The 22,784-nt window shown below is 64.5% G+C and carries 22 protein-coding genes; 13 read left to right on the plus strand and 9 right to left on the minus strand.

The genetic code is table 11. The features are described from left to right. Window positions 1–16: 16 nt before the first annotated feature. The 3 genes from Tchl_RS00870 to Tchl_RS00880 all read left to right on the plus strand — a co-directional run bounded on the left by Tchl_RS00870 (window position 17) and on the right by Tchl_RS00880 (window position 3,384). A complete protein-coding gene (locus tag Tchl_RS00870) occupies window positions 17–2,365 on the plus strand; it encodes a heavy metal translocating P-type ATPase (RefSeq protein WP_075146735.1) in 2,349 nt (782 codons plus the stop codon). Between the two features lie 117 nt (window positions 2,366–2,482). Continuing rightward, a complete protein-coding gene (locus Tchl_RS00875) occupies window positions 2,483–2,737 on the plus strand; it encodes a DUF2933 domain-containing protein (RefSeq protein WP_002943399.1) in 255 nt (84 codons plus the stop codon). Window positions 2,738–2,754: 17 nt separating this feature from the next. Beyond that, a complete protein-coding gene (locus Tchl_RS00880; RefSeq protein WP_198158973.1) occupies window positions 2,755–3,384 on the plus strand; it encodes a methyltransferase family protein in 630 nt (209 codons plus the stop codon). Window positions 3,385–3,611: 227 nt separating this feature from the next. Here Tchl_RS00880 and copK read toward each other — a convergent pair whose 3' ends face one another. Together copK and Tchl_RS00890 are read right to left on the minus strand one after the other, a co-directional pair. Beyond that, entirely contained in the window at window positions 3,612–3,890 is a 279-nt protein-coding gene (copK, locus tag Tchl_RS00885) for a periplasmic Cu(I)/Cu(II)-binding protein CopK (RefSeq protein WP_075146737.1), read from the minus strand. Between the two features lie 112 nt (window positions 3,891–4,002). Further along, window positions 4,003–4,398 carry a CzcE family metal-binding protein gene (locus Tchl_RS00890; RefSeq protein ID WP_002943394.1) on the minus strand — a complete coding sequence of 132 codons (396 nt, stop codon included), beginning with the start codon at window positions 4,396–4,398 and terminating at the stop codon, window positions 4,003–4,005. 586 nt (window positions 4,399–4,984) lie between these two features. Between Tchl_RS00890 and Tchl_RS00895 the strand changes: the two genes are divergently transcribed. From Tchl_RS00895 to Tchl_RS00935, 9 genes are all read left to right on the plus strand, one after another. Next, window positions 4,985–5,338 (plus strand): hypothetical protein, encoded by a 354-nt coding sequence (locus tag Tchl_RS00895; RefSeq protein WP_075146738.1) that lies wholly within the window; start codon window positions 4,985–4,987, stop codon window positions 5,336–5,338. A gap of 129 nt (window positions 5,339–5,467) precedes the next feature. Further along, window positions 5,468–6,751, plus strand: a complete 1,284-nt coding sequence (locus Tchl_RS00900; protein ID WP_075146739.1) for a TolC family protein — start codon at window positions 5,468–5,470, stop codon at window positions 6,749–6,751. Then, a complete protein-coding gene (locus Tchl_RS00905; protein ID WP_075146740.1) occupies window positions 6,748–7,377 on the plus strand; it encodes a hypothetical protein in 630 nt (209 codons plus the stop codon). Before Tchl_RS00900 ends, Tchl_RS00905 begins: the two co-directional genes overlap by 4 nt. Continuing rightward, window positions 7,377–8,528: an efflux RND transporter periplasmic adaptor subunit gene (locus Tchl_RS00910; protein WP_198158974.1), complete on the plus strand. Its 1,152-nt coding sequence runs from the start codon at window positions 7,377–7,379 to the stop codon at window positions 8,526–8,528. The genes Tchl_RS00905 and Tchl_RS00910 overlap by 1 nt, the downstream gene beginning before the upstream one ends. 15 nt (window positions 8,529–8,543) lie before the next feature. Continuing rightward, window positions 8,544–11,687 carry an efflux RND transporter permease subunit gene (locus tag Tchl_RS00915; RefSeq protein ID WP_075146741.1) on the plus strand — a complete coding sequence of 1,048 codons (3,144 nt, stop codon included), beginning with the start codon at window positions 8,544–8,546 and terminating at the stop codon, window positions 11,685–11,687. A 78-nt stretch (window positions 11,688–11,765) separates the two neighbouring features. Continuing rightward, complete coding sequence (locus Tchl_RS00920; RefSeq protein WP_002937770.1) at window positions 11,766–12,140, plus strand: hypothetical protein; 375 nt, start codon at window positions 11,766–11,768, stop codon at window positions 12,138–12,140. A 212-nt stretch (window positions 12,141–12,352) separates the two neighbouring features. Next, window positions 12,353–15,061, plus strand: a complete 2,709-nt coding sequence (locus tag Tchl_RS00925) for a cation-transporting P-type ATPase (RefSeq protein ID WP_075146742.1) — start codon at window positions 12,353–12,355, stop codon at window positions 15,059–15,061. Between the two features lie 75 nt (window positions 15,062–15,136). Next, entirely contained in the window at window positions 15,137–15,622 is a 486-nt protein-coding gene (locus Tchl_RS00930) for a phosphate-starvation-inducible PsiE family protein (protein WP_002931390.1), read from the plus strand. Between the two features lie 3 nt (window positions 15,623–15,625). After that, window positions 15,626–16,516: a mechanosensitive ion channel family protein gene (locus Tchl_RS00935; RefSeq protein ID WP_075146743.1), complete on the plus strand. Its 891-nt coding sequence runs from the start codon at window positions 15,626–15,628 to the stop codon at window positions 16,514–16,516. Here Tchl_RS00935 and Tchl_RS00940 read toward each other — a convergent pair. The 4 genes from Tchl_RS00940 to hpf form a co-directional block, all read right to left on the minus strand. Further along, window positions 16,513–17,388, minus strand: coding sequence for a universal stress protein (locus tag Tchl_RS00940; RefSeq protein WP_031347445.1), 876 nt, complete (start codon window positions 17,386–17,388; stop codon window positions 16,513–16,515). The genes Tchl_RS00935 and Tchl_RS00940 overlap by 4 nt on opposite strands. A 69-nt stretch (window positions 17,389–17,457) precedes the next feature. Further along, window positions 17,458–17,766 (minus strand): P-II family nitrogen regulator, encoded by a 309-nt coding sequence (locus Tchl_RS00945; protein ID WP_002931382.1) that lies wholly within the window; start codon window positions 17,764–17,766, stop codon window positions 17,458–17,460. 76 nt (window positions 17,767–17,842) lie between these two features. After that, window positions 17,843–18,463, minus strand: a complete 621-nt coding sequence (locus Tchl_RS00950) for a hypothetical protein (RefSeq protein ID WP_002937764.1) — start codon at window positions 18,461–18,463, stop codon at window positions 17,843–17,845. A gap of 16 nt (window positions 18,464–18,479) precedes the next feature. Then, the gene (gene hpf / locus Tchl_RS00955) at window positions 18,480–18,839 is read right to left on the minus strand and encodes a ribosome hibernation-promoting factor, HPF/YfiA family (protein ID WP_075146744.1); all 360 of its coding nucleotides are present in this window, start codon (window positions 18,837–18,839) and stop codon (window positions 18,480–18,482) included. Between the two features lie 33 nt (window positions 18,840–18,872). Here hpf and nhaR point away from each other — a divergent pair, with 33 nt between their 5' ends. Further along, window positions 18,873–19,859 carry a transcriptional activator NhaR gene (gene nhaR / locus Tchl_RS00960; RefSeq protein WP_002937762.1) on the plus strand — a complete coding sequence of 329 codons (987 nt, stop codon included), beginning with the start codon at window positions 18,873–18,875 and terminating at the stop codon, window positions 19,857–19,859. A gap of 269 nt (window positions 19,860–20,128) precedes the next feature. On the opposite strand, the gene dmeF is transcribed toward nhaR, so the two are convergent. The 3 genes from dmeF to Tchl_RS00975 form a co-directional block, all read right to left on the minus strand. Further along, window positions 20,129–21,121, minus strand: a complete 993-nt coding sequence (gene dmeF / locus Tchl_RS00965; protein WP_002937760.1) for a CDF family Co(II)/Ni(II) efflux transporter DmeF — start codon at window positions 21,119–21,121, stop codon at window positions 20,129–20,131. 8 nt (window positions 21,122–21,129) lie between these two features. Next, window positions 21,130–21,408, minus strand: a complete 279-nt coding sequence (locus Tchl_RS00970) for a metal/formaldehyde-sensitive transcriptional repressor (protein ID WP_002931374.1) — start codon at window positions 21,406–21,408, stop codon at window positions 21,130–21,132. A 113-nt stretch (window positions 21,409–21,521) separates the two neighbouring features. Next, complete coding sequence (locus Tchl_RS00975; protein WP_002937759.1) at window positions 21,522–22,772, minus strand: MFS transporter; 1,251 nt, start codon at window positions 22,770–22,772, stop codon at window positions 21,522–21,524. Window positions 22,773–22,784 lie beyond the last annotated feature (12 nt).

The raw sequence follows: 22,784 nt of genomic DNA on the forward strand, positions 1-22,784 counted from the left end.
GCCGGGGAGAAGCATCATGACCCACGAACATTCGCAGGGTGGCCATTCCGGCCACACTCATCGCCACGATCATGCATCGACAGGCAATGACACCGATCCGGTCTGCGGCATGACGGTAAAGCCCGACTCTCCGTATCGGGTCATTCACGCCGGACACGAATACCGGTTCTGCAGTGCGAAGTGCCAAGGCAAGTTCGAGACTGATCCGGCGCGGTATCTGGCACCGGAGACAAGTCAGCCTTCAACGGAACCCGCACCGGTGCCCGGCACGGAGTACACCTGCCCGATGCATCCGGAGATCCGCCAGATTGGACCGGGCACCTGCCCGAAATGCGGTATGACACTCGAGCCGGTGATGCCGGGTCTTGAGGATGAGGACAATCCCGAGCTCGCCGATTTCCGCCGCCGCTTCTGGTGGACGCTGCCGCTGACGGTGATCGTCACCGCGATCGCCATGTCCGGTGGCGTCTTCGATCCGATGCTGGGTGCGGCGCGCCCCTGGGTCGAGCTGGCCCTGGCGACACCGGTCGTGCTCTGGTCCGGTTGGCCGTTCTTCGTGCGCTGCGCGCAGTCGATCGGCAACCGCAGCCCGAACATGTGGACGCTGATTGGACTGGGAGTTGGGGCGGCCTATCTATATAGCGTCGTCGCTACGGTTGCGCCCGAAGTGTTTCCGGCCTCTTTCCGCATGGGCGAACACGTGGCGGTGTATTTCGAGGCAGCAGCGGTGATCATCTCGCTGACGCTGCTCGGCCAGGTGCTGGAGCTGAAGGCGCGCTCGGAGACCGGCGCCGCGATCAAGGCGCTGCTCGGCCTCGCGCCCAAGACCGCGCGGCGCATTCGCGCGGATGGCACCGAAGAGGATATCCCGCTGACCCACGTCCATCCTGGCGACCGGTTGCGCATTCGTCCGGGCGAAAAGGTGCCGGTCGATGGTTCCGTTGCCGAAGGCGAAAGCGCGGTCGATGAATCGATGCTGACCGGCGAGCCGATCCCGGTCACCAAGCGCCCCGGCGACAAGGTGATCGGCGCGACGCTCAACACCAGTGGGGCGCTGGTCATGGTCGCCGAGAAGATCGGCGCACAGACCATGCTGTCGCAGATCGTGCAGATGGTCGCGCAGGCCCAGCGCTCGCGCGCGCCGATGCAACGCCTGGCGGATGTCGTCGCGGGCTGGTTCGTCATCGTCGTCGTGCTCATCGCCCTCACCACGTTCGTGGTGTGGGGGCTCTTCGGACCCCAGCCGAGCTGGGCCTATGGCCTCATCAACGCGGTGGCGGTGCTGATCATCGCCTGCCCCTGCGCACTGGGCCTAGCCACGCCGATGTCGGTGATGGTGGCGACCGGCAAGGCCGCCACCCAGGGCGTGCTGTTTCGCGATGCGGCGGCGATCGAGTCGCTGCGCAAGGTCGACACCCTGATCGTCGACAAGACCGGCACCCTGACCGAAGGACGCCCCGCCTTCCATAGTGTGGTGGCGGCGCCGGGCGGGACGGAGGCCGACGTGCTTCGCATCGCAGCCAGCCTCGATCAGGGTAGCGAGCACCCACTCGCCCAGGCCATCGTGAGCGAGGCTCGCGAGCGCGGTCTCGCGCTCAGCACACCGGACACCTTCGAATCCTCTTCCGGCATCGGCGTGCGCGGCACAGTCGATGGCCAACGTGTGGTTCTGGGGAACACCGCCCTGATGGACGATGAGCGCATCGATTGGCGCGGGCTCGCGGAACGCGCCGAGGCTCTGCGCCTTGAGGGCGCAAGCGTGATGTACCTCGCCGCAGAGGGCGTGCTCGTCGGCCTCATCGCCGTTGCAGATCCGATCAAGGCTTCGACCCCGGAAGCGCTCGATGCGCTGCGGGCGAGCGGGCTCAGGATCATCATGGCCACGGGCGATGGGCTCACCACGGCGCGTGCGGTCGGTGCCCGCCTGGGCATCGACGAGGTCTATGGCGAAGTGAAGCCCGCCGACAAGAATGAGCTCGTCGGCAAACTGCAGGCCGAGGGGCACATCGTCGCCATGGCCGGCGACGGCATCAACGACGCGCCGGCGCTCGCGCGCGCGAATGTGGGTATCGCGATGGGCACGGGGACCGACGTCGCGATGAACAGTGCCCATCTGACTTTGGTCAAGGGTGATCTCCGGGGCATCGCCACCGCACGCAGCATCTCCGTCGCCACCGTGCGCAACATGCACCAGAACCTCGTGTTCGCCTTCCTGTACAACGCAGCGGGTGTGCCGATCGCAGCCGGGGTGCTCTATCCAGCGTTCGGGCTGCTTCTTTCACCGCTGATTGCCGCCCTGGCGATGAGCTTCAGTTCGGCGTCCGTGGTCGGCAACGCGTTGCGCCTCGGACGGAAAAGGATCTGATCGACCTCAATCCGCCCGCACGGAAAGCTGGGCAGACGAACTGCGTGACGGGTACTTCGTTCGTTGGGAGGCATGCCGGCGTCAGCGTGTCGATGTTTGCGCACAAGGAGCTGTCTCATGAAAGCCGAGACGGAAGCCGAGCCCCGTCCATCCGGTCGGGCTGAATCGAACTTAAGGGTTCGCCGCGTATTTCCGGTCTTCGTCGTACTGGCGGCCGTTCTCCTTATCGCCGAGCACCGGCTCCATGTGCTCGGCTACCTACCGTGGCTCATCTTGCTTGCGTGCCCCCTGATGCACGTCTTCATGCATCACGGTCACGGCCACAAGGGAAAACACACGCCGACTGAAGACCAAGGTAACCATGATGCGTAATGCCACGGGAGATCGAGATGAATGAGACGTCGAGTTACGGCTTGTGGTCACTGGTCATCATCAACTCGCTGTTCTTCATCGCCTTCGCCTTCAGCTTCACGCGTCCCCGCACAAGCCGGGACTGGCGATCCTTGGGCGCTTACTCGGCCTTCATCCTGGCGCTCTTCACCGAGATGTACGGCTTTCCGTTGACGATCTACCTGCTCTCGGGGTGGCTGTCTTCGAAATTTCCGGGAATCGATTTTTTTGCCCACGACTCAGGGCACCTCTTGGAGGTCATGTTCGGATGGAGCAGTAACCCGCACTTCGGCCCGTTTCACCTCTTGAGCACCTTGTTCATCGTCGGTGGCTTCTGGCTCCTGGCAAAGGCCTGGCCCGTACTCCTCGAGGCTCAGCGCACCCGCCGCGTCGCCGACAGCGGCCCCTACGCCCGCATTCGACACCCGCAATACGTCGCGTTCGTTCTGGTCATGTTCGGCTTCTTGCTGCAGTGGCCGACCTTGATCACGCTGATCATGTTCCCGGTTCTGTTGATCGTGTACGCCAGGCTCGCCCGCCGGGAAGAACTCGATGCGATCGAGGCATTCGGTGATGCCTATCGCTCATACCGCGACCGCACGCCGGCGTTCATTCCTCGCCTGCGGTAGTTCGACGGATCGTTTGGTCCAGAGCGCCGCTTGCGAAGTAGAGGGAGATGCCGACGCGCAGATTCCTCATTGCCTGCAAGCAAGGCGCCTTTGAGTTTGGGGCACCATGCATGCGCGCGGGGCAGAGTGAGTTTGATCAATCAAACCCGCCGATCCTGAAAAAGGTCGACAGAAAAGCCCCCGGGATCGACACCGGGGGCAAGTTCATCCTGAAACGTGCGAATCAGTTACGGACGGGTGTCGTGGCGAAGGATGCTGTCGAGACGCATGACCTCGTCGCCGTGCATCATGATCTTCTGTCCATCCTTGGTCTCCATCACTTCGCCGTGTTTCATCCTCACCGCACGGCCCATCTTGTCCTCCATGCCCATTTTCCCATCCTTGAAGATGTAGACCGTCGAGCCATCCTTCATGGGGATGGACTTTTCGACCCGCTCGACATCGACCGCGAAGGCCGATGTGGTGGCAATCCCAAGTGCCGCGACCATTAGTGCTTTCTTCAACATGCTCGTCTCCTTGAATCAACTACAAATAATTGCTGAACATTGCATCAGGCCTCTTCCATAGAAGATTGCCCGATGCCTTACCCGCCTTGGTTCCTGGGGAAGCTTGGTGCTATCAGGAGCCGCTGCGGTAAAGGGGGCTTTCTTCGAGATAGACAGTCACCTTGTCGCCCCCTTGGACCACCTTCGAAAGCGGAAAGCTGTTTGTGCCGAGGGTGTCGAAGGTCCAGTTGACCGTCTTGTCACCGACCTTCAGGGCAACCGTCTCGAGCCGCGTGACGTTGATGTAGCGCGTGTCCGCATTGACGATCACGGTGCGGGAGGGCGTGGCGTTGCTCGCGTAGCCATATGTGGCCAGCTCTCGCTCAGTCGGGCTCGAAGCGCGTGCCTGGACATGCTCGAGCCAGTGCAGCGCACCGCCCTCGGAATAGTCTTCGTGTGCGAACGCAGCGGAAGATCCAAGGGTGCTGATGGCCGAGACGGCGAGAACGGCGATGATCGACTTTTTCATGATGGGCTCCTTGTCCAGATTGGCTGCTCATGCTTGAGCAACCATGGACTCGATCATAGGAGCCAGCGACTGACAGGGCAGTGACCCTGCAATTACGTTTAAGTCATAAGAATGAAAGGGTACGGTCAGGGTTGGCGGGCCGGGTTTCGTCAGTCCAAGGCCTTGACCGAACGGCAGACGCGTGAACGAAGCACCAATTTCACGTCCCCCAACATGTCATGCGAGGTGACGGCTTCACTCGGTTACTTGCCGTTCGCACCACGAAGAGCCCGACGGCTGGATTGGGTCGGGTCGAGACGGACGGAGGCCGTCGGCCTTGCCGCATCACTGGCGGAGGTCTCAGTCCGGCCGTCAGCCGTCTGTCAATCTTTGCGTGCCTCGGTCATTCGAGCGTCGGGTTGGCCCGGCAAGCTGCCGCTACGACCAAACCCATACTGCGGGGACCCACGAACCTTGCCTACGTCGCCGTTGGTAGTGTTCCGAGGGATGTGCAGTACCCCGGACGCGCTCTGGATCGTCACACGCCCCCTGTGAGTGAAGAGAAGTGAGTACGCGTGCGAAATCGGCCGTGTTAGGATTCGCGGCCATGCGCCGGCTTCTTGTCCTTTTCGTCACGCTGATTTCCCTGCTTTGCCAGTCGATGGCAGTGGCGCGCGTGGACGCGGCCAACAGTTTGCCATCCGATCCGGAGCACGCAGCGCTGCACTGGCAGGCGACGGGTCACCATCACCACCACGACGGTTCGTTCCACCAGGATCAATCGGACGAATCGCTGCAACACGTCTCCGGCGACCACGTTGGCGGTCACGTCGAGTTGCTGTGCTCGATCTCTCACGTGCTCCCGCCTACAGGCTCGGTCCTGCCGTCCGAGTGGCACGATGCTGCCGTTCCCGGCCCCTTCCCGGACGGCCTGCTCAGGCCGCCTAGTCTGCGCTCCTGAAACCCTGCGTGGCAGGCGTCCCCCCCACGGACCCTGCCCCTGAACCAGCCAGCTCGCACCGTCCCGCTTTCCATCGCTGCGGGCGCGTTCGCGTGCTTGGCTGACCCCCACGCAACTTTCAGGATCATCGTGAGACCATCTTTCTGGCTATCTGCCTGCGTCGTCGCCGGCAGCATGGTCGGTGGGCCTTGCTGGGCCCAGCCGAGTGCTTCCGTGCACGACCGCCCCTTGGCGGCCACCTCCCCCGAGCCTTCCCTTGCGGCCGAGCGCGTGCCGCTGCGTGTCGCACTGGATGCTGCCTGGCAGCGCGCCGTCGTGGCCCGGGAAGCCGAGGGGCAGCTGCGTCGCACCGACGCCGAGCGCCTCGCCTCCCAGTCCCTGTGGGCAGCCCCGCCGTCGCTCACCCTGAGCCATCGCGACGATCGGCTCCAAAGCAATGATGGCGCCCGCGAGACCGAGCTGGGCGTCGCCTTGCCACTGTGGCTCCCCGGCCAGCGTGATGCGCACCAGGGCGTGAGCGCTGCGGCCTCGGCGCAGGCGGCCTCTGCCGAGCAGGCGGCGCGACTGCAACTGGCGGGCGAGTTGCGCGAGCAGGCATGGGCATGGGCCAGCCTCGCGGCCGAGGTCGCGCAGGCCGAGGGCCAGGTCCAGTCCCTGCAGCGGCTTGCGGACGACGTCGGGCGCCGGGTGCGCGCCGGCGAACTGGCCCGCGCCGATGCGCTGGCCGCACAGGCCGAGCACCTGGCGGCCGGGACCGCCCTGACCGATGCGCGGCAGCGCCTGGACGCTGCTCGCGTACGCTGGGTGCAACTGACCGGCCTCACGGCGGCGCCGGACCTTGTCGCCGACGCCGTGCCCGAGCCGACGGCCGAGCCTTCGATGTCTTCGCATCCGGAACTGCAGTCGGCGACCCAGGCTACCGAGCTGGCGCAGCGGCGGGTCGAGCTGATGCGGCACTCGCGCCGCGACGCGCCGGAGCTGACGATCGGCGTCCGCCAGGACCATGCCGGGTCCGGTGCGTCTTCCGAAGGCAGCGTCGTGGTCGGTCTGCGCCTGCCCTTTGGCGGCGACGCACGCAATCGACCGCTCGAATCGGCTGCGCTGGCCGAGCTGGATGTTGCACAAACGCGCTTGCAGCGGCTGCGCGAGCGCCTGGAAAGCGACGTCGCCCTGGCGCGCGAGGCCGTCCGCGCCGCCGAGGTGCAGCGCGAGGCCGGAACCACGCGTGCCCGCCTGTTGCGCGAACGTGCCGAGCTGATCGGCAAATCCTTCGATGTCGGCGAAACACCGCTGCCGGACCTGCTGCGTGCGCTGGCCGCCGCTGCCGAGGCCGATGCTGCGCTCGCCCGCCATACCGCCGCGCTGGGCCTCGCCCGCGCCCGTCTCCAACAAGCGCTCGGATTGCTCCCATGAACCCATCCATCCTCAACCTGCGCCGCCGGCTGCTGGCCGTGCTGACCGTGGCGGCCCTGTCGCCCATGATCAGCCTGGCCGCCCCCGGGGCGCACGGTCCCAACGGCGAACATCTCGACCAACAGCCGGTGGTCGCCGGCGGCGCGAGCCTGCCCCGTGTCGAAGCCAGGTCGGAAGGCTATGAGCTGGTCGCCAGCCTAGAGGCTGGCCAGCTCGTCATCCTGGTCGATCGCTACGAAACCAACGAGCCCGTGCTCGGCGCCCGGCTGGAGGTCGAGTCGGGCGCGCACAAGGCCGTGGCCGCCTTCCGCCCGGACAGTGGCGACTACGCCGCAACCGATGCGGCACTGCTCGAGGCGCTCGCCGCGCCGGGCGAGCATGCCCTCGTCTTCACGCTGGCCAGCGACAACGACGCCGACCTGCTGGACGGCACGCTGGTCACCGGGCCGCTTGCCGGCGCCGCCCGTGCGGGAGGCGGTCACGGCGTCGACGACCACGGCCATGCGCATGGTCATGCGCTCGAGCGTGCAGCCCTGATCGGCGGTGGCGTTCTCGTGCTCGGGGCGCTTGCGGCTGCCGCCTGGCGCCGCCGGCGCACCTCGAACCTCGCCACGGGGGTGAAGTGATGAACGCCATCCCCCCCCTTCATCGGCTGCGGTCCGCCTGGCTCGCGGTGGCGGCCTTGCCGGCCTGGATCCTGTTCACGCCGGCCGTCCACGCGGCGCCGGGCGCGCATGGTCCCAACGGCGAACACCTGGACGCGCCCGCTGCCACGGCCAGCCCATCCGGGCTGGCGCGCTTGCCCGACGGCAGCGTCAATGTGCCGAAGGCCGCGCAACGCCGCATGGCGATCCGCACGCTGCTGGCGGCGGAGTCCGAGGCTGCGGCCACGGTCGAGCTGCCTGGACGGGTGATCGCCGACCCCAACGCCAGCGGCCGCGTGCAGACCGTGCATGGCGGCCGCATCGAGCCCGGCCCCAGGGGGCTGCCGCTCGTCGGGCAGCGGGTGGCGCAGGGCGAGTTGCTGGCCCATGTTCGCCATCACGCCGACCCCTATGCCCAGGCGGGCCAGAAGGCCCAGCTGGCCGAGTTGCGCGCGCAGCGCCAGATCGCCGAGCAGCGCGTCCGGCGCCTCCAAGGCCTCGAGGGTACGGTGCCACGCAAGGACATCGACGCCGCGCGCACCGAAGCCCGCATGCTCACCGAGCGCGAGCGCAGCATCGGCGCCAGCCTGGAGGCGCGCGAGTCACTGGTCGCGTCGGTCTCCGGCGTGATCGCTCGCGCCGACGTCACGGTCGGCCAGGTCGTCGCACCGAACGACGTGTTGTTCGACGTGGTCGACCCGTCGCGCATGCTGGTCGAGGCCGTCACCGCCGATCCGGCGCTGGCCGCCAGCGTCGGTGCGGCATCGCTTCAGGGCGTGCCCGAGGCGAGCTTGCAGTTCGTCGGCGGCGCGCAGATGCTGCGCGACGGTGTGCTGCCGCTGATCTTCACCGTGGCACCGGGTGCGCCACTCCCGCTGGCGATCGGCCAGCCGGTGACCGTGATCGCGCAGTCGAACCAGCGCGTCAAAGGCATCGTGCTGCCGGCCCAGGCCGTGGTGCGCAACGCGACCAACGAGCCGATCGTCTGGATCAAGTCGGGGGCCGAGCGCTTCATCGCGCAGCCCGTCCGGCTCCAGGCGCTGGATGCGAGCACGGTGGTGATCACCCAGGGCCTTGGCGCGGACAACCGCGTCGTCGTCCAGGGCGCAGCGCTGATCGCTCAGATCCGCTGAACGGGAGTCCCCCTCATGTTCAACTGGATCGTTCGCTACAGCCTGCACAACCGGCTGTTCGTGCTTGCCGTGGCCGCGCTGCTGATGGTCTACGGCGCGATGACCGCCTGGCGCACGCCGGTCGACGTCTTCCCCGACCTCAACAAACCCCTCGTCACGGTGCTGACCGAGGCGGGCGGGATGGCGCCCGAGGAGGTGGAGCAACTGGTCACCTTCCCGCTCGAGACCGCACTCAACGGCATGCCCGGCGTCACCCGAGTACGCAGCACCTCGGGCGTGGGTCTGTCCATCCTCTACGCCGAGTTCGATTGGGGCACCGACATCTACCGCAACCGCCAACTGGTGGCCGAACGGCTGGCACTGGTGCGCGAGCAGTTGCCCGGCGACATCACGCCCGTCATGGGCCCTGTGTCGTCGATCATGGGCGAGGTCATGCTGATCGCGCTGCCGCTGGGCGCCGGTGACGGCCAGACGCCAGCCGTCAGCCCGATGGCGGCGCGCGAGTATGCCGACTTCGTGCTGCGCCCGCGCCTGCTGTCGATTCCCGGTGTGTCGCAGGTGATCCCGATCGGGGGCGAGGTGCGCACGCTGCGCGTGGCGCCCGACACGGCCCGCATGGCGCAGTTCGACGTGTCGCTCAACCAGCTCGAGAAGGCGCTCGAGGGCTACGCCGGGAACGCCGGGGGTGGCTTCATCGACCTCAACAGCCGCGAGTACCTGATCCGGCACCTGGGGCGCAGCAACCGCATCGAGGACCTGGCCGGCATCGCGGTGGCCTGGAAGGACGGGCGCTCCATCCTGCTCGAACAGGTGGCAGCCGTCTCGTTCGCGCCGGGGCTCAAGCGCGGTGATGCGGGTTACGGTGGTTTGCCGGCGGTCGTGATCAGCGTGCAGAAACAGCCGCAGGCCGACACGGTGGCGCTCTCCGCGCAGATCGAGTCGGCGCTGGCCGAGCTCAGGCCCGGCCTGCCCGCAGGCCTCGCCGCGCCCAGGGTGCTCTTCCGTCAGGCCGACTTCATCCAGGCCTCGATCGGCAACGTGGCCGAGGCGCTTCGCGACGGGGCCATCATGGTGGCGATCGTGCTCTTCGCCTTCCTGCTCTCGGCGCGCACGACGGTGATCTCGCTGACCGCGATCCCGCTGTCGCTCGCGGTCACGGCATTGGTGTTCCAGTGGCTCGGGCAGTCCATCAACGTGATGACGCTGGGCGGGCTGGCGATCGCGATCGGTGAGCTGGTCGACGATGCGGTGGTCGATGTCGAGAACATCCTGCGGCGACTGAAGCAGAACCGCGCCGCGCGCGACCGGCTGCCCGTTCTCGAGGTCGTCCGCAGCGCCAGCGTCGAGGTGCGCTCGGGCATCGTCTATGCGACGGTGATCGTCGTGCTGGTCTTCGTGCCCCTGTTCGCGCTGCCGGGCATCGAGGGGCGGCTGTTCACGCCGCTGGGCATCGCCTACATCGTGTCGATCGGCGCGTCGATGCTGGTATCGATGACCGTCACGCCGGTGATGTGCTACTACATGCTGCCGACGATGAAACGCCTCGATCACGGCGACAGCCCGCTGGTCGCCTGGCTCAAGCGCCAGGACACGAAGCTGCTGCACTGGTCCTTCGGGCGCGCGAAGCTGCTGATCGTGGTGGCTGTGCTGGCAGTGGCGGGCGCCGCCTCGACGGTGCCATTCTTTCCGCGCGCCTTCCTGCCGGCCTTCAACGAGGGTTCGCTGGTACTGGGCCTGGTGATGCAGCCCGGCACGTCGCTGGCCGAAGCCAACCGGATCGGGCGCGAGGCCGAACTGCTGATCGGCCAGGTCCCCGAGGTGACCCAGGTCGGCCGCCGCACCGGCCGCGCCGAGCTCGACGAGCATGCCGAAGGCGTGCACTCGGCCGAGATCGACGTGGACCTCAAGCGCAGCGGGCGTGACCGCGAGGCCATCATGGCCGACATCCGGGACCGGCTATCGGTGCTGCCGGCGCAGGTGGCCATCGGCCAACCGATCAGCCACCGCCTCGATCACCTGCTGTCGGGCGTGCGCGCCCAGGTGGCCGTGAAGATATTCGGCGACGACATCGACACGCTGCGCGGCCTGGCCGAACAGATGCGATCCGGGCTGAGCGGGGTGCCGGGCCTGGTCGACCTGACGGTCGAGAAGCAGGTGCTGATTCCGCAGATCACCGTGCGGCTGGACCATCGCAAGGCCGCTCAGCTCGGGCTGTCGCCCGGCGAGGCGATCCGCGTGCTGCAGGCGCTGACCGACGGCGCCCACGGCGCGCAGATCGTGGACGGTCCGCGCCGCTACGAGCTGGTGCTGCGTCTGCCCGATGAGCGGCGCAGCCCGCAGGATCTGGCGCGGATGCTGATCGACACCCCTGCCGGCCGCGTGCCGGTGTCGGCCATCGCCAGCGTCGAGGAGACCGATGGGCCCAACCAGGTCGGACGCGAGAACGGCCGTCGCCGCATCGTCGTCTATGGCAACACCGATGGCAGCAACATGAGCGAGGTGATCGCTGCCGTGCGCGGCGTGATCGCCGGGCAGGCGCTACCCACCGGCTACTTCATCAGCCTGGAAGGCCAGTTCCAGGCCCAGGAGCAGGCTACGCGCCTGATCGCGGGCCTGTCGGTGGTGTCGCTGGTGATGATCTTCCTGGTGCTGTACTCGCGCTACCAGTCGGTGGTGCTGGCCGGCATCGTGATGGCCAACATCCCGCTGGCGCTGATCGGCTCGGTGATGGCGATGTGGATCGCCGGGGTGCAGTTGTCGGTGGCATCGATGGTGGGCTTCATCACGCTGGCGGGTATCGCCACCCGCAACGGCATCCTGAAGATCAGCCACTACATCAACCTGTGCAAGTTCGAGGGCGAGACTTTCAGCCAGGCCATGATCGTGCGCGGCTCGCTCGAGCGGCTGACGCCGGTGCTGATGACGGCCCTGGTTGCAGCCTTCGCACTGACGCCGCTGCTGCTGGCCGCCGATGCCCCGGGCAAGGAGATCCTGCACCCGGTCGCGGTGGTGATCTTCGGTGGTCTGGTCAGCTCGACGCTGCTGGACACCCTGCTCACCCCGGTCATGTACTGGATGTTCGGTCGCAAGCCCACCGAGCGGCTGCTCGGCAAGGATGCGCAAACGCCGGCAGTGGCCGACGCGCGCGAGGCTTTCTGAGTGCGCGCTCGTTAAAGAACCAGGCACTCGCGGTGCCGCCTGCGCCAAGCGCACCGCGTTTCCAAGGAGAGATCACCCATGATCACCAAGTTCCTCGCAGCTGCCATCCTGGCCTGCTCCACCCTTGCATCCGCCCCGGCACTCGCGCATGGCGGTGCCGCCCCCAAGCACGGCGGCGTCGTGCAGACCGCAAGCGACCTGTCGTTCGAACTCGTTGCCGGCGAGGGGGCTGCCATGCTGTATGTCGAGGATCACGGCAAGCCCATGGTCCCGACCGGCATGAGCGGCAAGCTGACTGTGCTCAACGGCACCGAGAAATCGGAAGCCCCGCTGGTCGTGAGCGGCGACAAGCTCGAAGCCAGGGGCGTCACGATCGCCAAGGGGGCAAAGGTGGTGGCCGCAATCAACACCGCCGACCAGAAGGCCATTACCGTGCGTTTCACCGTGCGCTGAGCGCTCAGCGCGCCGGCAGTCGCAGCGGAGGGGGGCGGCGGCGACACCCCCACCGCTGGGGAGTCGCGCAGCGCCCAGACGCCTTGCCGGCCAACGGGCTGGCGGCGCGTCAAGCGCAGGCCAGTGCATGAGTTTGACCGGCCCGCAGAGTGACGCGGTAAAATCCCACTCATCCATCTGCCTGCGGCCGCAATTCGAATGAAGGATCACAAGTGAGCGACCCGAAGCAGAAGCACTGGCACCATCTGACCGGCGAACAGGTGCTGAGACTGCTTGCCACGAATGGGCAGACAGGCCTGGATCGGGTTGCGGTAGAAGAGCGACAACATCAACATGGACCAAACTCGCTGGCCAGGCGAGTTGGCGATGGACCCTTGTTGAGGTTTCTGCTGCAGTTCAATCAGGCGCTGGTCTACATTCTGCTTATTGCAGTGATCATCAAGCTCTCTTTGGGGGCCTTCGTCGATGCAGCGGTGATCTTCGGCGTGGTGCTGCTCAACTCGATCATCGGATTCGTGCAGGAGGGTAAGGCGCTCAATGCGCTCGAGGCGCTGTCGCGCACCTTGAAGATGGAGACCACCGTATTGCGGGCCGGAGAAAAGCAGCGCATCGACGCAGCCGGGCTCGTACCAGGTGACATCGTCCTTCTCGCCTCCGGCGATAAGGTGCCCGCAGACCTGTTTCTGTTGCGCAGCCGCAGCCTGCAAATCGATGAGTCGGCTCTGACTGGTGAATCAGTGCCGGTGGACAAGTTCCCTGGCATTCTGGAACTCGAGACGCCACTCGCCGACCGCACGAACCTGGCATATTCCTCAACCCTGGTCACTTACGGTACAGGGGTCGGCGTCGTTGTCGCCACCGGGGACAGCACCGAGATCGGCCGCATTTCGGAGCTCATAGCCAGCGCCGAGGTAATCGCCACACCGCTGACGCGCAAGATCGCCCACTTCAGCAGGCTGCTACTCTACGCGATCCTGGGGCTGGCTGGCCTGACCTTTGCCGTGGGCCTGTGGCATGGGCAGTATTGGGTGGACCTCTTCATGGCCGCCGTTGCCTTGTCGGTTGCGATGATCCCGGAGGGGCTGCCCGCAGTGCTCACCATCACACTTGCCATTGGCGTAGCGCGCATGGCAAAACGCAACGCGATCATCCGTCGCCTGCCTGCGGTCGAGACGCTCGGCAGCACTACCGTGGTGTGCTCGGACAAGACAGGAACAATTACTCGCAATGAGATGACGGTCCAGCGACTCTGGGTCGACGGACAGTCGTTCGAGCTCAGCGGCATCGGCTACGCGCCGGAGGGCGAGTTGCGACTTGATGGCGAGCGTCACTCAGCCGCCGAGCACGGGGTTGTGCGCGAGTTGCTGCGTGCCGGCCTCCTCTGTAATGACGCGGTGCTCAAGCGTGACGGTGATGCCTGGCGAATCGAGGGTGACCCCACCGAGGGGGCGCTGCTGGTCGCGGCCAGCAAGGCCGGTCTCGATGCTAGGACCGAAAACGCTCGTGCCGCCAGGCTGGAGACGATTCCGTTCGAATCGCAACATCAATACATGGTCACCCTGCACGGCGGCGACAACCCGGTCGTCTATCTCAAGGGGTCGGTTGAAAAGATCCTCGAGCGTTGCACGGTCATGCTCGGAGTAGACGGTTCGGTGGGCGCGCTCGACGCTGATGAGGTCCTTCGTCAGGTCAATGCAATGGCCGGTCACGGACTACGGGTGCTGGCGTTTGCCCGGATGGCCGTAGCGCGCGGGACTACCGACATCGATCATCAGGATGTCTGCGACGGCCTCACCTTTCTGGGTCTGCAGGGCATGATCGATCCGCCACGCGAGGAGGCGATCCACGCAGTGCGAGCCTGCCAGGAAGCGGGGATCAAGGTCAAGATGATCACGGGCGATCACGCCGCGACCGCCGCTGCCATTGCCGGCCAGATAGGCTTGTTGCACACCTCGGGACATGCGGGGGTACTCACTGGGCGCGCGCTCGAAGAGATCCCTGATGCCGACTTGATCGACGTTGCCGCGCACACGGCGGTGTTTGCACGCGTGACGCCCGAACAGAAGCTGCGCTTGGTCGAGGCCTTGCAGGCACGCGGGGAGGTGGTCGCGATGACCGGCGATGGCGTAAACGACGCGCCGGCGCTGCGAAGGGCCGACATTGGTGTCGCGATGGGCATCACCGGCACGGATGTCTCGAAGGAGGCCGCGGACATGGTGCTCACCGATGACAATTTCGCCACCATCGAAGCTGCTGTAGAAGAGGGCCGCGGCGTATTCGACAACCTGATCAAGTTCATCACCTGGATCTTGCCGACCAACGCCGGTCAGGGACTGGTGATCATCGCTGCGGTGATGGCGGCGCAGCCGCTGCCGGTGCTGCCGGTTCAGGCGCTGTGGATCAACATGACCACGGCCGTGCTACTTGGCCTCACCCTGGCTTTCGAGCCACGGGAGCGGGACATAATGAGTCGCCCGCCAAGGTTGTCCGCGGCACCGATCCTCAACGGCGAATTGATCAAACGCATCCTGCTGGTCGGCCTGCTGCTTCTCGTGGGTAGCTTCGGCCTGTTCGAATGGGCGTTGTATAGCGGGCGCAGCGAGCAGGAGGCGAGGACGATCGCAGTGAACGTCTTCGCGGTCGGGCAATCATTCTATCTGCTCAACTGCCGTTCGCTGCGGTACTCCATGTTCCGTCTCGGGCTGTTCAGTAATCCTTTGATCTGGGCAGGCATCGGGGCGATGATGGCTGTGCAGTTGCTGTTCACCTATATTCCGCTGATGAACAAGCTTTTCCACACGGCGCCGATCGGCTGGATCGACTGGGGGCTGATCGTTGCCGTCGGCCTCGCCATTTATCTGGTGATCGAAGGCGAGAAGGCTTGGAGAAGACGTGGCGCAAGCAGCACGGTAACGCACTGAAACCGGCGGCTCGCGCGGGCCGGCCGAGTAACGGTGCGCACCCCCTTGGAATCAAGTTATTTCACGCAGGCGTAGATGAATACAAGCAACGAGAAGGGCGTTAAGCAAGAGACCATGGGGGGCACGATCCCTTTACTGAACTGGATCATCGGGCGGGTTGCCCGCGTGCTGGCGGTAATCATGGTTCTGGTGATCATCTGGGGAGTCGCCGACGTTCTTTATGTCTTGTATCAGAGGTTGATGTCGCCGCCATTCATGCTGCTCGAGATCAAGGACATACTGGCGACCTTCGGGGCCTTCATGGCGGTTCTGATAGCGATAGAGATCTATCACAACATCATCCTTTACGCCGAGAGTGACAAAAGCCACCACCTTGCGGTGGAGATCGTGCTTGGAACTGCGCTGATGGCGATCTCACGCAAGGTGATCATTCTCGACTTCAACGACGTCGAACCCAGCTATCTCTACGGTACCGCGGCGATCACATTCGCCCTCGCAGTTGGCTACTACCTGATCGTGATCAGACCGAGAAAGCACAAAGTAGTCTGCGGAGAAGGGTGACGCATGCCAATCGATAGCCTCGAGCGCCTCTTCATTGCCATTCCTGGTCAATGGGAGAGGGCGATCGCAACCGTCCTTATGGTTTTGGTGGGCGCCACGCTGACACATCTTTGGGCTCGCTACCTGGCGCGCGGAGAGGTCATCTCCAACGAGAAGCGTCGGGTTCACCTGGTGTGGGTCCGCAACACCATCTGGTTTGTCGTATTGTTCGTGATCATTTCGGTCTGGGCGTCAACGATCGCGGGCTTTGCCTTGTCACTCGCTGCGGTCGCGGGTGCTATGCTGATCGTCAGCAAGGAACTGCTGATGTGTGTGCTCGGCTACCTCTATCTGACACTGGTCCGGCCTTTCAAGGTAGGAGACTTTATTGAATCCAGCCTGTTCAGCGGCCGAGTCGTCGATATCGACATGTTCGCGACCACCTTGGCCGAGTATGGCCATGCAGGGCAAGTCACGGGGAAGGTTGTCGAGTTTCCCAACGGCCTGCTGCTGACCACACCGGTCAAGAATGTATCGCCCACCGGCGAATACGTGCTGCACCTGATGAGGGTTCCCGTTCCGGCTGCGATGGTGTGCGACCTTGTCAGCATCGAAGACACCGCTAGAACGGCTGCAGAACTTGCGACCCGTGAATGGCAGGAGCAGGCTGAAGCGCACTTCCGTAAACTCGCGAACGAGGACTTCATCTCCTACTCGTCAGGCCGGATCAAGGTGCTCTGGGATTTTGTTGATCCTGAGCATCTCATGCTCATCATCCGTATAACCTGCCCGGTCGCAATGCGACTGAAGGTCGAACAGTCGGTGTTCAGAGCGATCTGGCTCGAAGTCAGTCGGCAACGTTCTGATTTAGGGGCAACTGGATGGGCTGCGCCGAGCTTGATGACTGATAACTAGACCACCAGCACGTCGCAGGGGGCGTAATAGGCAAGAAAGCGCGGAACGCTCCCGATCAAGGACTCGCGAATACGGCCTCCCCCGTGTCTGCCAACAACGATCACGTCCGCGCCGAGTGCGCGAGCCGCATCTGGCACGACCGTATTGGGTTTTCCGTGTGAGAGTTCGCTCTCAATGTCGATCCCGACCAGCTCCGGGTCAGCAAGGAGGGCATCGAGGTTGCGCTGGGCAACAAGGAACTCCCTTTCCGCCAGACGCTTGATTTCGGTTTCTGGGAAGCGCTTGTTCCGCAACTTGGCCTCGAATGGCGCAGCGTAGGCATGAAGCAACTTGACCCCGGCGTGCTTCGCCACGATCAAGGCCGCGCGCAACACCGCCTCTGAGCGTGGGCCCAGGTCCACCGCAGCCAATGCACGACGATAGTCTCCTTCGACCGCCCTGCGCGTGACCAGTACCGGACACGAGGCCTTGTTCAGAATGTGCGCTGCTGTACCGCCGAGCAGGAACTGTTGTAACAGACCGCTGCCGTGCGCTCCGATCACCCAAAGGTCTGGGCGAAAGATGTCAGAAGTCTCCGCCAGCACACGACGCGCGGAGCCGGTCAAGATCTCACCGCGAGCACGAGTCGCACCGCAACTTTGCGCCGCTTTGATCTGCGCAGCGAGATTTTCCTCGGCTAGGGCACGCATCCGATCCTGAAGGTCGTGTTCGCCGGCAAAGACGGCGTCAAACGCACTCTGCCGGGGGAACGCGTGGGTCACCAGCAATTCCGCATCCTCGCGTGCTGCGATGATCGCTGCTCGACGCACTGCTTCGTTACCCAGCTCAGAAAAATCGGTTGCTGCGTGGATCCGTTTTATCGCACTCATCATGATCCCCCCCCATGAATGCTGTTGTCTGGACAACCCCGTCTCCGAACATTCGGTGCCGATGGGGCATGGTCAGAACTTGTCGAGGCGAATGACCTCTACGTCCTGCACGAATGCGACCATCGCGTAGTTGGCATAATAGTGTTTGTGCAGGAACTCGAGCACGCGTTCGGCAAGTTCGCGAGTGCAAATGACTTCGATTCGGATGTTCGCGGTCTCCCCCCAAGCAGCATCACGCACGCCGCGGTTGCCTTTGCCGCGGGCGTCAGAAATGGTGTAGCCACGAACGCCCAAGCGATCTAGCTCGCGCAGCAAGGGCTGTTCAAGCGTCGCTTCGGTGATCACGGTAAACAGAACGCGTTTTTCGGTTGCCAGAATCACAGGTTAGCTCCATCTGGTTGCGCGGCCTGCCGATCACAGGGGGAGCGGCCGGTCGCAATATGTGGTGGCACAAGCTTCAACTCATCCGGGTGTTTCGCTGCGCACCAGGACGTGAGAGGTCTGCGGTGGTCAGTGTTACTCCAATCCTTCCGTCTTCGAGGCGCTCTATCGCGAACTCAATTTTCTCGTCATCCTTCGTGAATACATGCCTTTCCGCTTCCATTGACGCCGAGAGCACCTCTTGAGTGAAACCTTGCCCGACAAAGCCGGTGCGGTAATGATCAAGTACGGACGCATGGACTGCACGGCCTTCGTAGCGCACTGTAATGCGCGCACCTTCGCGTTGCCACTCTGTGCGGACGAGACCGGGAAAGCGGATCACCGGGCCGATATCGCTCCCCGACACGTCAAGCGCTGGTGTAACGGTGGCGCCGGGGATCACCTCACGCAGGGTCTCGCCGATCCGCGGTGACACCTGCTCGACCTGAGCCGTGACCGACCGCGCAAGCTCCGGGGCGGACCCTATCAGTGGCTGTACCGTTCCCCACATCCAGCCCAAGAGCGCGATTCCCGCCCAGATCAGGAGGGCGAAGACGATCAATCCCCCGCCGGCGAAGCCCATGAACAACCCGCGTCGCCTTCGGAGCAAGCCGGATGCACCGCTTTGAAGCAGTTCAAGCCAGAGCATCTTTTGCATTATCGATCCCCAATCGTCAGTCAGAATCCCCAACCACGAGCGACTCGCGGTCGCGGCGTGCCACGCCCGCGTGCTCACGTAGCTGGGCGAGCCTGCGGTCCAACAGTCGGCCAATGCGCTCTGATGCGCGGTCAATGGCGACGTAGATGTCATCCTGCACGTCCTCGACGATCAGGTCTGCTGCACCTTTCATTCGTACTTCAATCGCGCAACTCTTGTCTACGCCTCCACGCAAACCATTCACATCTGTGAGGCGTACCGATGTGCGCGATACAACATCTTGGCCGTGATTCAACGCGTACGCCAGACGCCGAGTCACATGCGCGCGCAGCGCTTCGGTCAGGGAGAAGTCTTTGGCATGGATCTGAATGTTCATGAAGCCTCCGTCAGGTAAATTGTCAGAGCAAGTGTGAGGCCTGCAAATAATCGCGACAAGCAGATAAAGATCTGGCTTATCATCGAAAAAATCTACGATCTAGAATATGGCATAAGAGTGCTTAACTACAAACATCTTCATTATTTTCAGTGCGTTGCGCGCGCTGGAAGTGTCGTTCGTGCCGCCGAGCGCTTACATTTGACTCCGCAGACACTTTCCGGGCAGCTTTCGCAGTTCGAGGCGCGTCTCGGGATTACCCTGTTTAATCGGGTTGGGCGCCGCTTAGAACTGACGAAGACGGGGCGTCTCGCCCTGTCTTATGCGGAGGAGATTTTTCAGGCTGGCAGTGAACTCGAAGATTTGCTCAAGGGTGGTGCGGAGGAGCGTTTCATCACCTTTCGGGTGGGTATTTCTGATGTGGTGCCGAAGTTCGCGGCTTACCGCTTCCTGTCTCCGGTGTTGTCGCTGCCGGAGCCAGTCCGACTCGTGTGCGAGGAGGATCGGCTCGATCGCTTGCTGGCCGAGTTGGCGATTCATCGTCTCGATATCGTGCTGGCCGACCGTCCGATGCCTCCGGGAACGGAGATTCGGGGCTTCAGTCACCCGCTCGGTGAGTCGGGGGTCGCCTTCCTCGCCGCACCCGCCCTTGCGGCGGAACTTGCCCCAGGCTTTCCGAAAAGCCTCGATGGCGCGCCTCTGTTGCTTCCGGGGCGGGACAGCGCGCTTCACGTGGCCTTGCCACGCTGGCTCGAGCGGCAAGGGCTTCGCGTTCATGTCGTCGGCGAGTTCGCTGACAGCGCCTTGATGAAGGCCTTTGGAGAGGCTGGTGCAGGGGTTTTCCCTGTGCCTGCTTCCGGCGTCGCCGATGTGATTGAGCACTATCGCCTTGATTACGTCGGCGAGACGGCCGAGATTCGCGAGCGCTTCTTTCTGATCTCCGCCGAACGGCGCCTGTCGCATCCCGCGGCGCGGGCGGTAAGCGAATACGCGCGCTCGGTGTTCCCCCCGGCCGCCCGATGATCCACTTTGGCCAGGGGTCGTGCCTTCGTCCCCAAGCCGCTCGGATTCGTGAAGGCATTTTTCGCGCAGCCCGAAGCTCGGAATGGTGCAGTGCATTGGGCGACGCCAGGATGACGACGGCGCTGCTGGATCGGCCGTGTGGCTCGGAAGGACCTCGACTGCGATCGGGCCCCGTCACTCGCACACAATAGGCCAATGACCATCTGCGGGTTATCGCGCTTACCGTCGCGAAAATTCTCCTGCGGCAGCCAACGGGCAACAGCGCGGGGTCAGCCAGATAGCGGGTCCGCTCGCGAGGGAACGGGTTCGTCGGGATAGAGATGGATCTCGATCGTCGAATGGGCGATTTCCTCGTGCACCGACAAACGGCGCCGCACGCGCTCTGGCGTGAGCGTCGGGTCGCGAGTCACCACCGACAGCGCACACGAATACGACTGCTTGCCGACCCGCCAGACGTGCAGGTCGACGAGCCGGGTATCGCCTGAAGCGCTCGCGCCCTCGACGACGTCACGGATCTCGTCAACCACCGGGTGATCCATCTCGCGGTCGAGCAGCACCTTGCTGGTGGCGATGATCAGGCCTTTGGCCCAGATGGCGACCAGCACCGCACCGACGATCCCCATGGCCGGATCCAGCCATCCCCAGCCGTACATCCAGCCGCCGAGCAGGGCGACGATGGCCAGTATCGAAGTCGCCGCATCGGCGATGACATGAAGATAGGCGGATTTCAGGTTGAGATCGTGATGATCGTCGTGATCATGTGCGTGGTCCTGACCCTGGTCGTGCGAATGACCGTGATCGTGATGGTGCGCCTTGCCGAGAATCAGTGCGCACACCACATTCACCGCCAGCCCGAGGATGGCGACCAGGATCGCCTCGCGGTACTGGATGGGTTGCGGCGAGAAGATGCGCTCTACCGACCCGACCACCATCATCACCGCGACGCCGAGCAGGAAGATGGCGCTTGCGAAGCCGCCCAGGATCTCGATCTTCCAGGTGCCGAACGCGAAGCGTGGATCGGTCGCGTAACGCCGGGCGGCAGCGTAGGCCAGCGCGGAGGCGCCGATCGCGAAGGCGTGCGAACTCATGTGCCAACCATCGGCCAGCAAGGCCATGGAGTTGAACCACCAGCCCGCACCGATCTCGATCACCATCGTCACCGCAGTGATCCACATCACGAGCCACGTACTGCGTTCGGCAGCAGCGTTGCCGTTATCGAAGACGTGCTCATGAGTCCAGTTGGACAGGTTCTCCAGATGCATGGCGGTTCTCATTTGATGTAGGTGCGCAGCACGGCGATCAGTTCCTCGGCCCCCAGCATCCGCGCTGCGTCGCTGGTGATCGCGGGGTCGGCGACGTGAGTGCGGACGTGCTCCTCGAGGACTTCCGCCATCAGTCCGTTGATGGCGCCGCGTACCGCAGCAATCTGGTGCAGGATCTCGGCGCACCCCTTCTCGGCCTGGAGCGCGCGCTCGAGCGCCTCCATCTGCCCGCTCATGCGGCGGACCCGCGCGAGCAGCTTCGATTTGTCACGAACGGTATGGCTCATGGCTTTTCGCTAAATACAATAGGGGGGTAGGGTATATCGCAGATGAAAGAGACGCAACCCGTCTGGGGCATGACTGAGCTCGACGCCCGTCGTTCGGTCCGTGCTGCGACAGGCTAGAGAGCTCCTTGGTCGTGTTTGCCCTCGCGGGACGCTGCCTCGGATCGCCGAAACGTACGCCACAGCATCAGGTCATAGGCGATCTTGAGCAGCCCGCAGGCCACCAGCGGTGTCGCAAGCCATCCGGCGTCGAAAAGCGCGCCACCGATCGCCGGGCTCGCCGCAGCCGCGAGACTCCTGGGCACGGCAGTGAAGCTTGCGGCCGCAGCGCGCTCCTGCGGTGTGACGACAGCCATGACGAAGGCCGAGCGCGTCGGCACGTCCATCTGCGACAGGGCGCTGCGCACGAACAGCAGCGCGAGCGCCGTCGGCAGGCTCTCGGCGAAGGCCGCCAGAATCAGGCAGACGCTCGACGGGATGTGGGTGAACACCATCGTGTTGATCAGGCCGATTTGCCGTGCCACCCAGGGCGCGGCCAGTTGCGAGGCCGCCGAGAGCAGCCCCGCCCAGAAAAAGAACTGGCCGGCGGCGGCGAGCGAGAGCTCGAAGCGTTCGAACAGCCAGAGCGCGAGCAAGGTATTGACGATCAAGCCGCCGGCGAAGGCGTCAACCGAGAACAGCGCCGCCAGCTTGATCACGACGCCGCGCGACGGCCCCAGGGCTGCGGGCGGTCCGGCCTGGTCTTGTCCGGATGAATCCGGCAATGCGCGATACAGGAAGAAGATCGCCACGCCGGCGAGCCCGTAGGCGACGAACATGAGGCGCAGCGCGTCGAGCTGGGATACGCCGGCCGTTGTCAGGACCTCGGGGAAAGCCGTCGCCAGCGAACCCAGGGCCGCACAGCACGCGCCAACGAAGGTGTAGCGTGCGAAGAGGAAGGTGCACGCCTCCCCCTGCGCCGAGGCCGCCAGCCGGGCATGCTCCAGCGGCAGGAACACGCTGACATCGCCGGAGCTGGGGTTCATCGTGCCGACGAAGGCGACGATCAGCAGCGGCCAGAATGCGCCAATGCCACCCATGCCACCGAGACCGGCCAGCACGAGGCCGGTCGCGGTCATCAGTCCGGCAGCAGCCAGCAACAAGCGGCGCTGGATGAAGCGATGGCCCCACTGTCCGATCGCCAGGGTCGCGAGCGCGGATCCGAGCAAGGTGGCCGAACTGATCAGCCCGACTTCCCACTTGCCGAGCCCGAGCGCGAGCAGATAGACCGGCAGCAGGATGGCGACGAAGCCGTCGGTGAACGCCCGCAGCGCCCGCCCGAGCAGCAACAGGCGCGCCTCGGGCGCGGCGCCGGCGGGGAGCAGCATCACTGTCTGTCC

The sequence above is a fragment of the Thauera chlorobenzoica genome (assembly GCF_001922305.1).
Taxonomy (GTDB): domain Bacteria; phylum Pseudomonadota; class Gammaproteobacteria; order Burkholderiales; family Rhodocyclaceae; genus Thauera; species Thauera chlorobenzoica.

Excerpts from the sequence above, each read along its gene's own strand:
- copK (WP_075146737.1), bottom strand. The coding sequence starts at position 3,890 with ATGTTGAAGAAAGCACTAATGGTCGCGGCACTTGGGATTGCCACCACA.
- Tchl_RS00940 (WP_031347445.1), bottom strand. The coding sequence starts at position 17,388 with ATGATGAGTGCGATAAAACGGATCCACGCAGCAACCGATTTTTCTGAG.
- Tchl_RS00875 (WP_002943399.1), top strand. The coding sequence starts at position 2,483 with ATGAAAGCCGAGACGGAAGCCGAGCCCCGTCCATCCGGTCGGGCTGAA.
- Tchl_RS00950 (WP_002937764.1), bottom strand. The coding sequence starts at position 18,463 with ATGCAAAAGATGCTCTGGCTTGAACTGCTTCAAAGCGGTGCATCCGGC.
- Tchl_RS00935 (WP_075146743.1), top strand. The coding sequence starts at position 15,626 with ATGCCAATCGATAGCCTCGAGCGCCTCTTCATTGCCATTCCTGGTCAA.
- Tchl_RS00890 (WP_002943394.1), bottom strand. The coding sequence starts at position 4,398 with ATGAAAAAGTCGATCATCGCCGTTCTCGCCGTCTCGGCCATCAGCACC.
- Tchl_RS00930 (WP_002931390.1), top strand. The coding sequence starts at position 15,137 with ATGAATACAAGCAACGAGAAGGGCGTTAAGCAAGAGACCATGGGGGGC.
- Tchl_RS00910 (WP_198158974.1), top strand. The coding sequence starts at position 7,377 with ATGAACGCCATCCCCCCCCTTCATCGGCTGCGGTCCGCCTGGCTCGCG.
- Tchl_RS00920 (WP_002937770.1), top strand. The coding sequence starts at position 11,766 with ATGATCACCAAGTTCCTCGCAGCTGCCATCCTGGCCTGCTCCACCCTT.
- Tchl_RS00870 (WP_075146735.1), top strand. The coding sequence starts at position 17 with ATGACCCACGAACATTCGCAGGGTGGCCATTCCGGCCACACTCATCGC.
- Tchl_RS00895 (WP_075146738.1), top strand. The coding sequence starts at position 4,985 with ATGCGCCGGCTTCTTGTCCTTTTCGTCACGCTGATTTCCCTGCTTTGC.
- Tchl_RS00915 (WP_075146741.1), top strand. The coding sequence starts at position 8,544 with ATGTTCAACTGGATCGTTCGCTACAGCCTGCACAACCGGCTGTTCGTG.
- Tchl_RS00880 (WP_198158973.1), top strand. The coding sequence starts at position 2,755 with ATGAATGAGACGTCGAGTTACGGCTTGTGGTCACTGGTCATCATCAAC.
- dmeF (WP_002937760.1), bottom strand. The coding sequence starts at position 21,121 with ATGCATCTGGAGAACCTGTCCAACTGGACTCATGAGCACGTCTTCGAT.
- Tchl_RS00975 (WP_002937759.1), bottom strand. The coding sequence starts at position 22,772 with ATGCTGCTCCCCGCCGGCGCCGCGCCCGAGGCGCGCCTGTTGCTGCTC.
- hpf (WP_075146744.1), bottom strand. The coding sequence starts at position 18,839 with ATGAACATTCAGATCCATGCCAAAGACTTCTCCCTGACCGAAGCGCTG.
- Tchl_RS00905 (WP_075146740.1), top strand. The coding sequence starts at position 6,748 with ATGAACCCATCCATCCTCAACCTGCGCCGCCGGCTGCTGGCCGTGCTG.
- Tchl_RS00970 (WP_002931374.1), bottom strand. The coding sequence starts at position 21,408 with ATGAGCCATACCGTTCGTGACAAATCGAAGCTGCTCGCGCGGGTCCGC.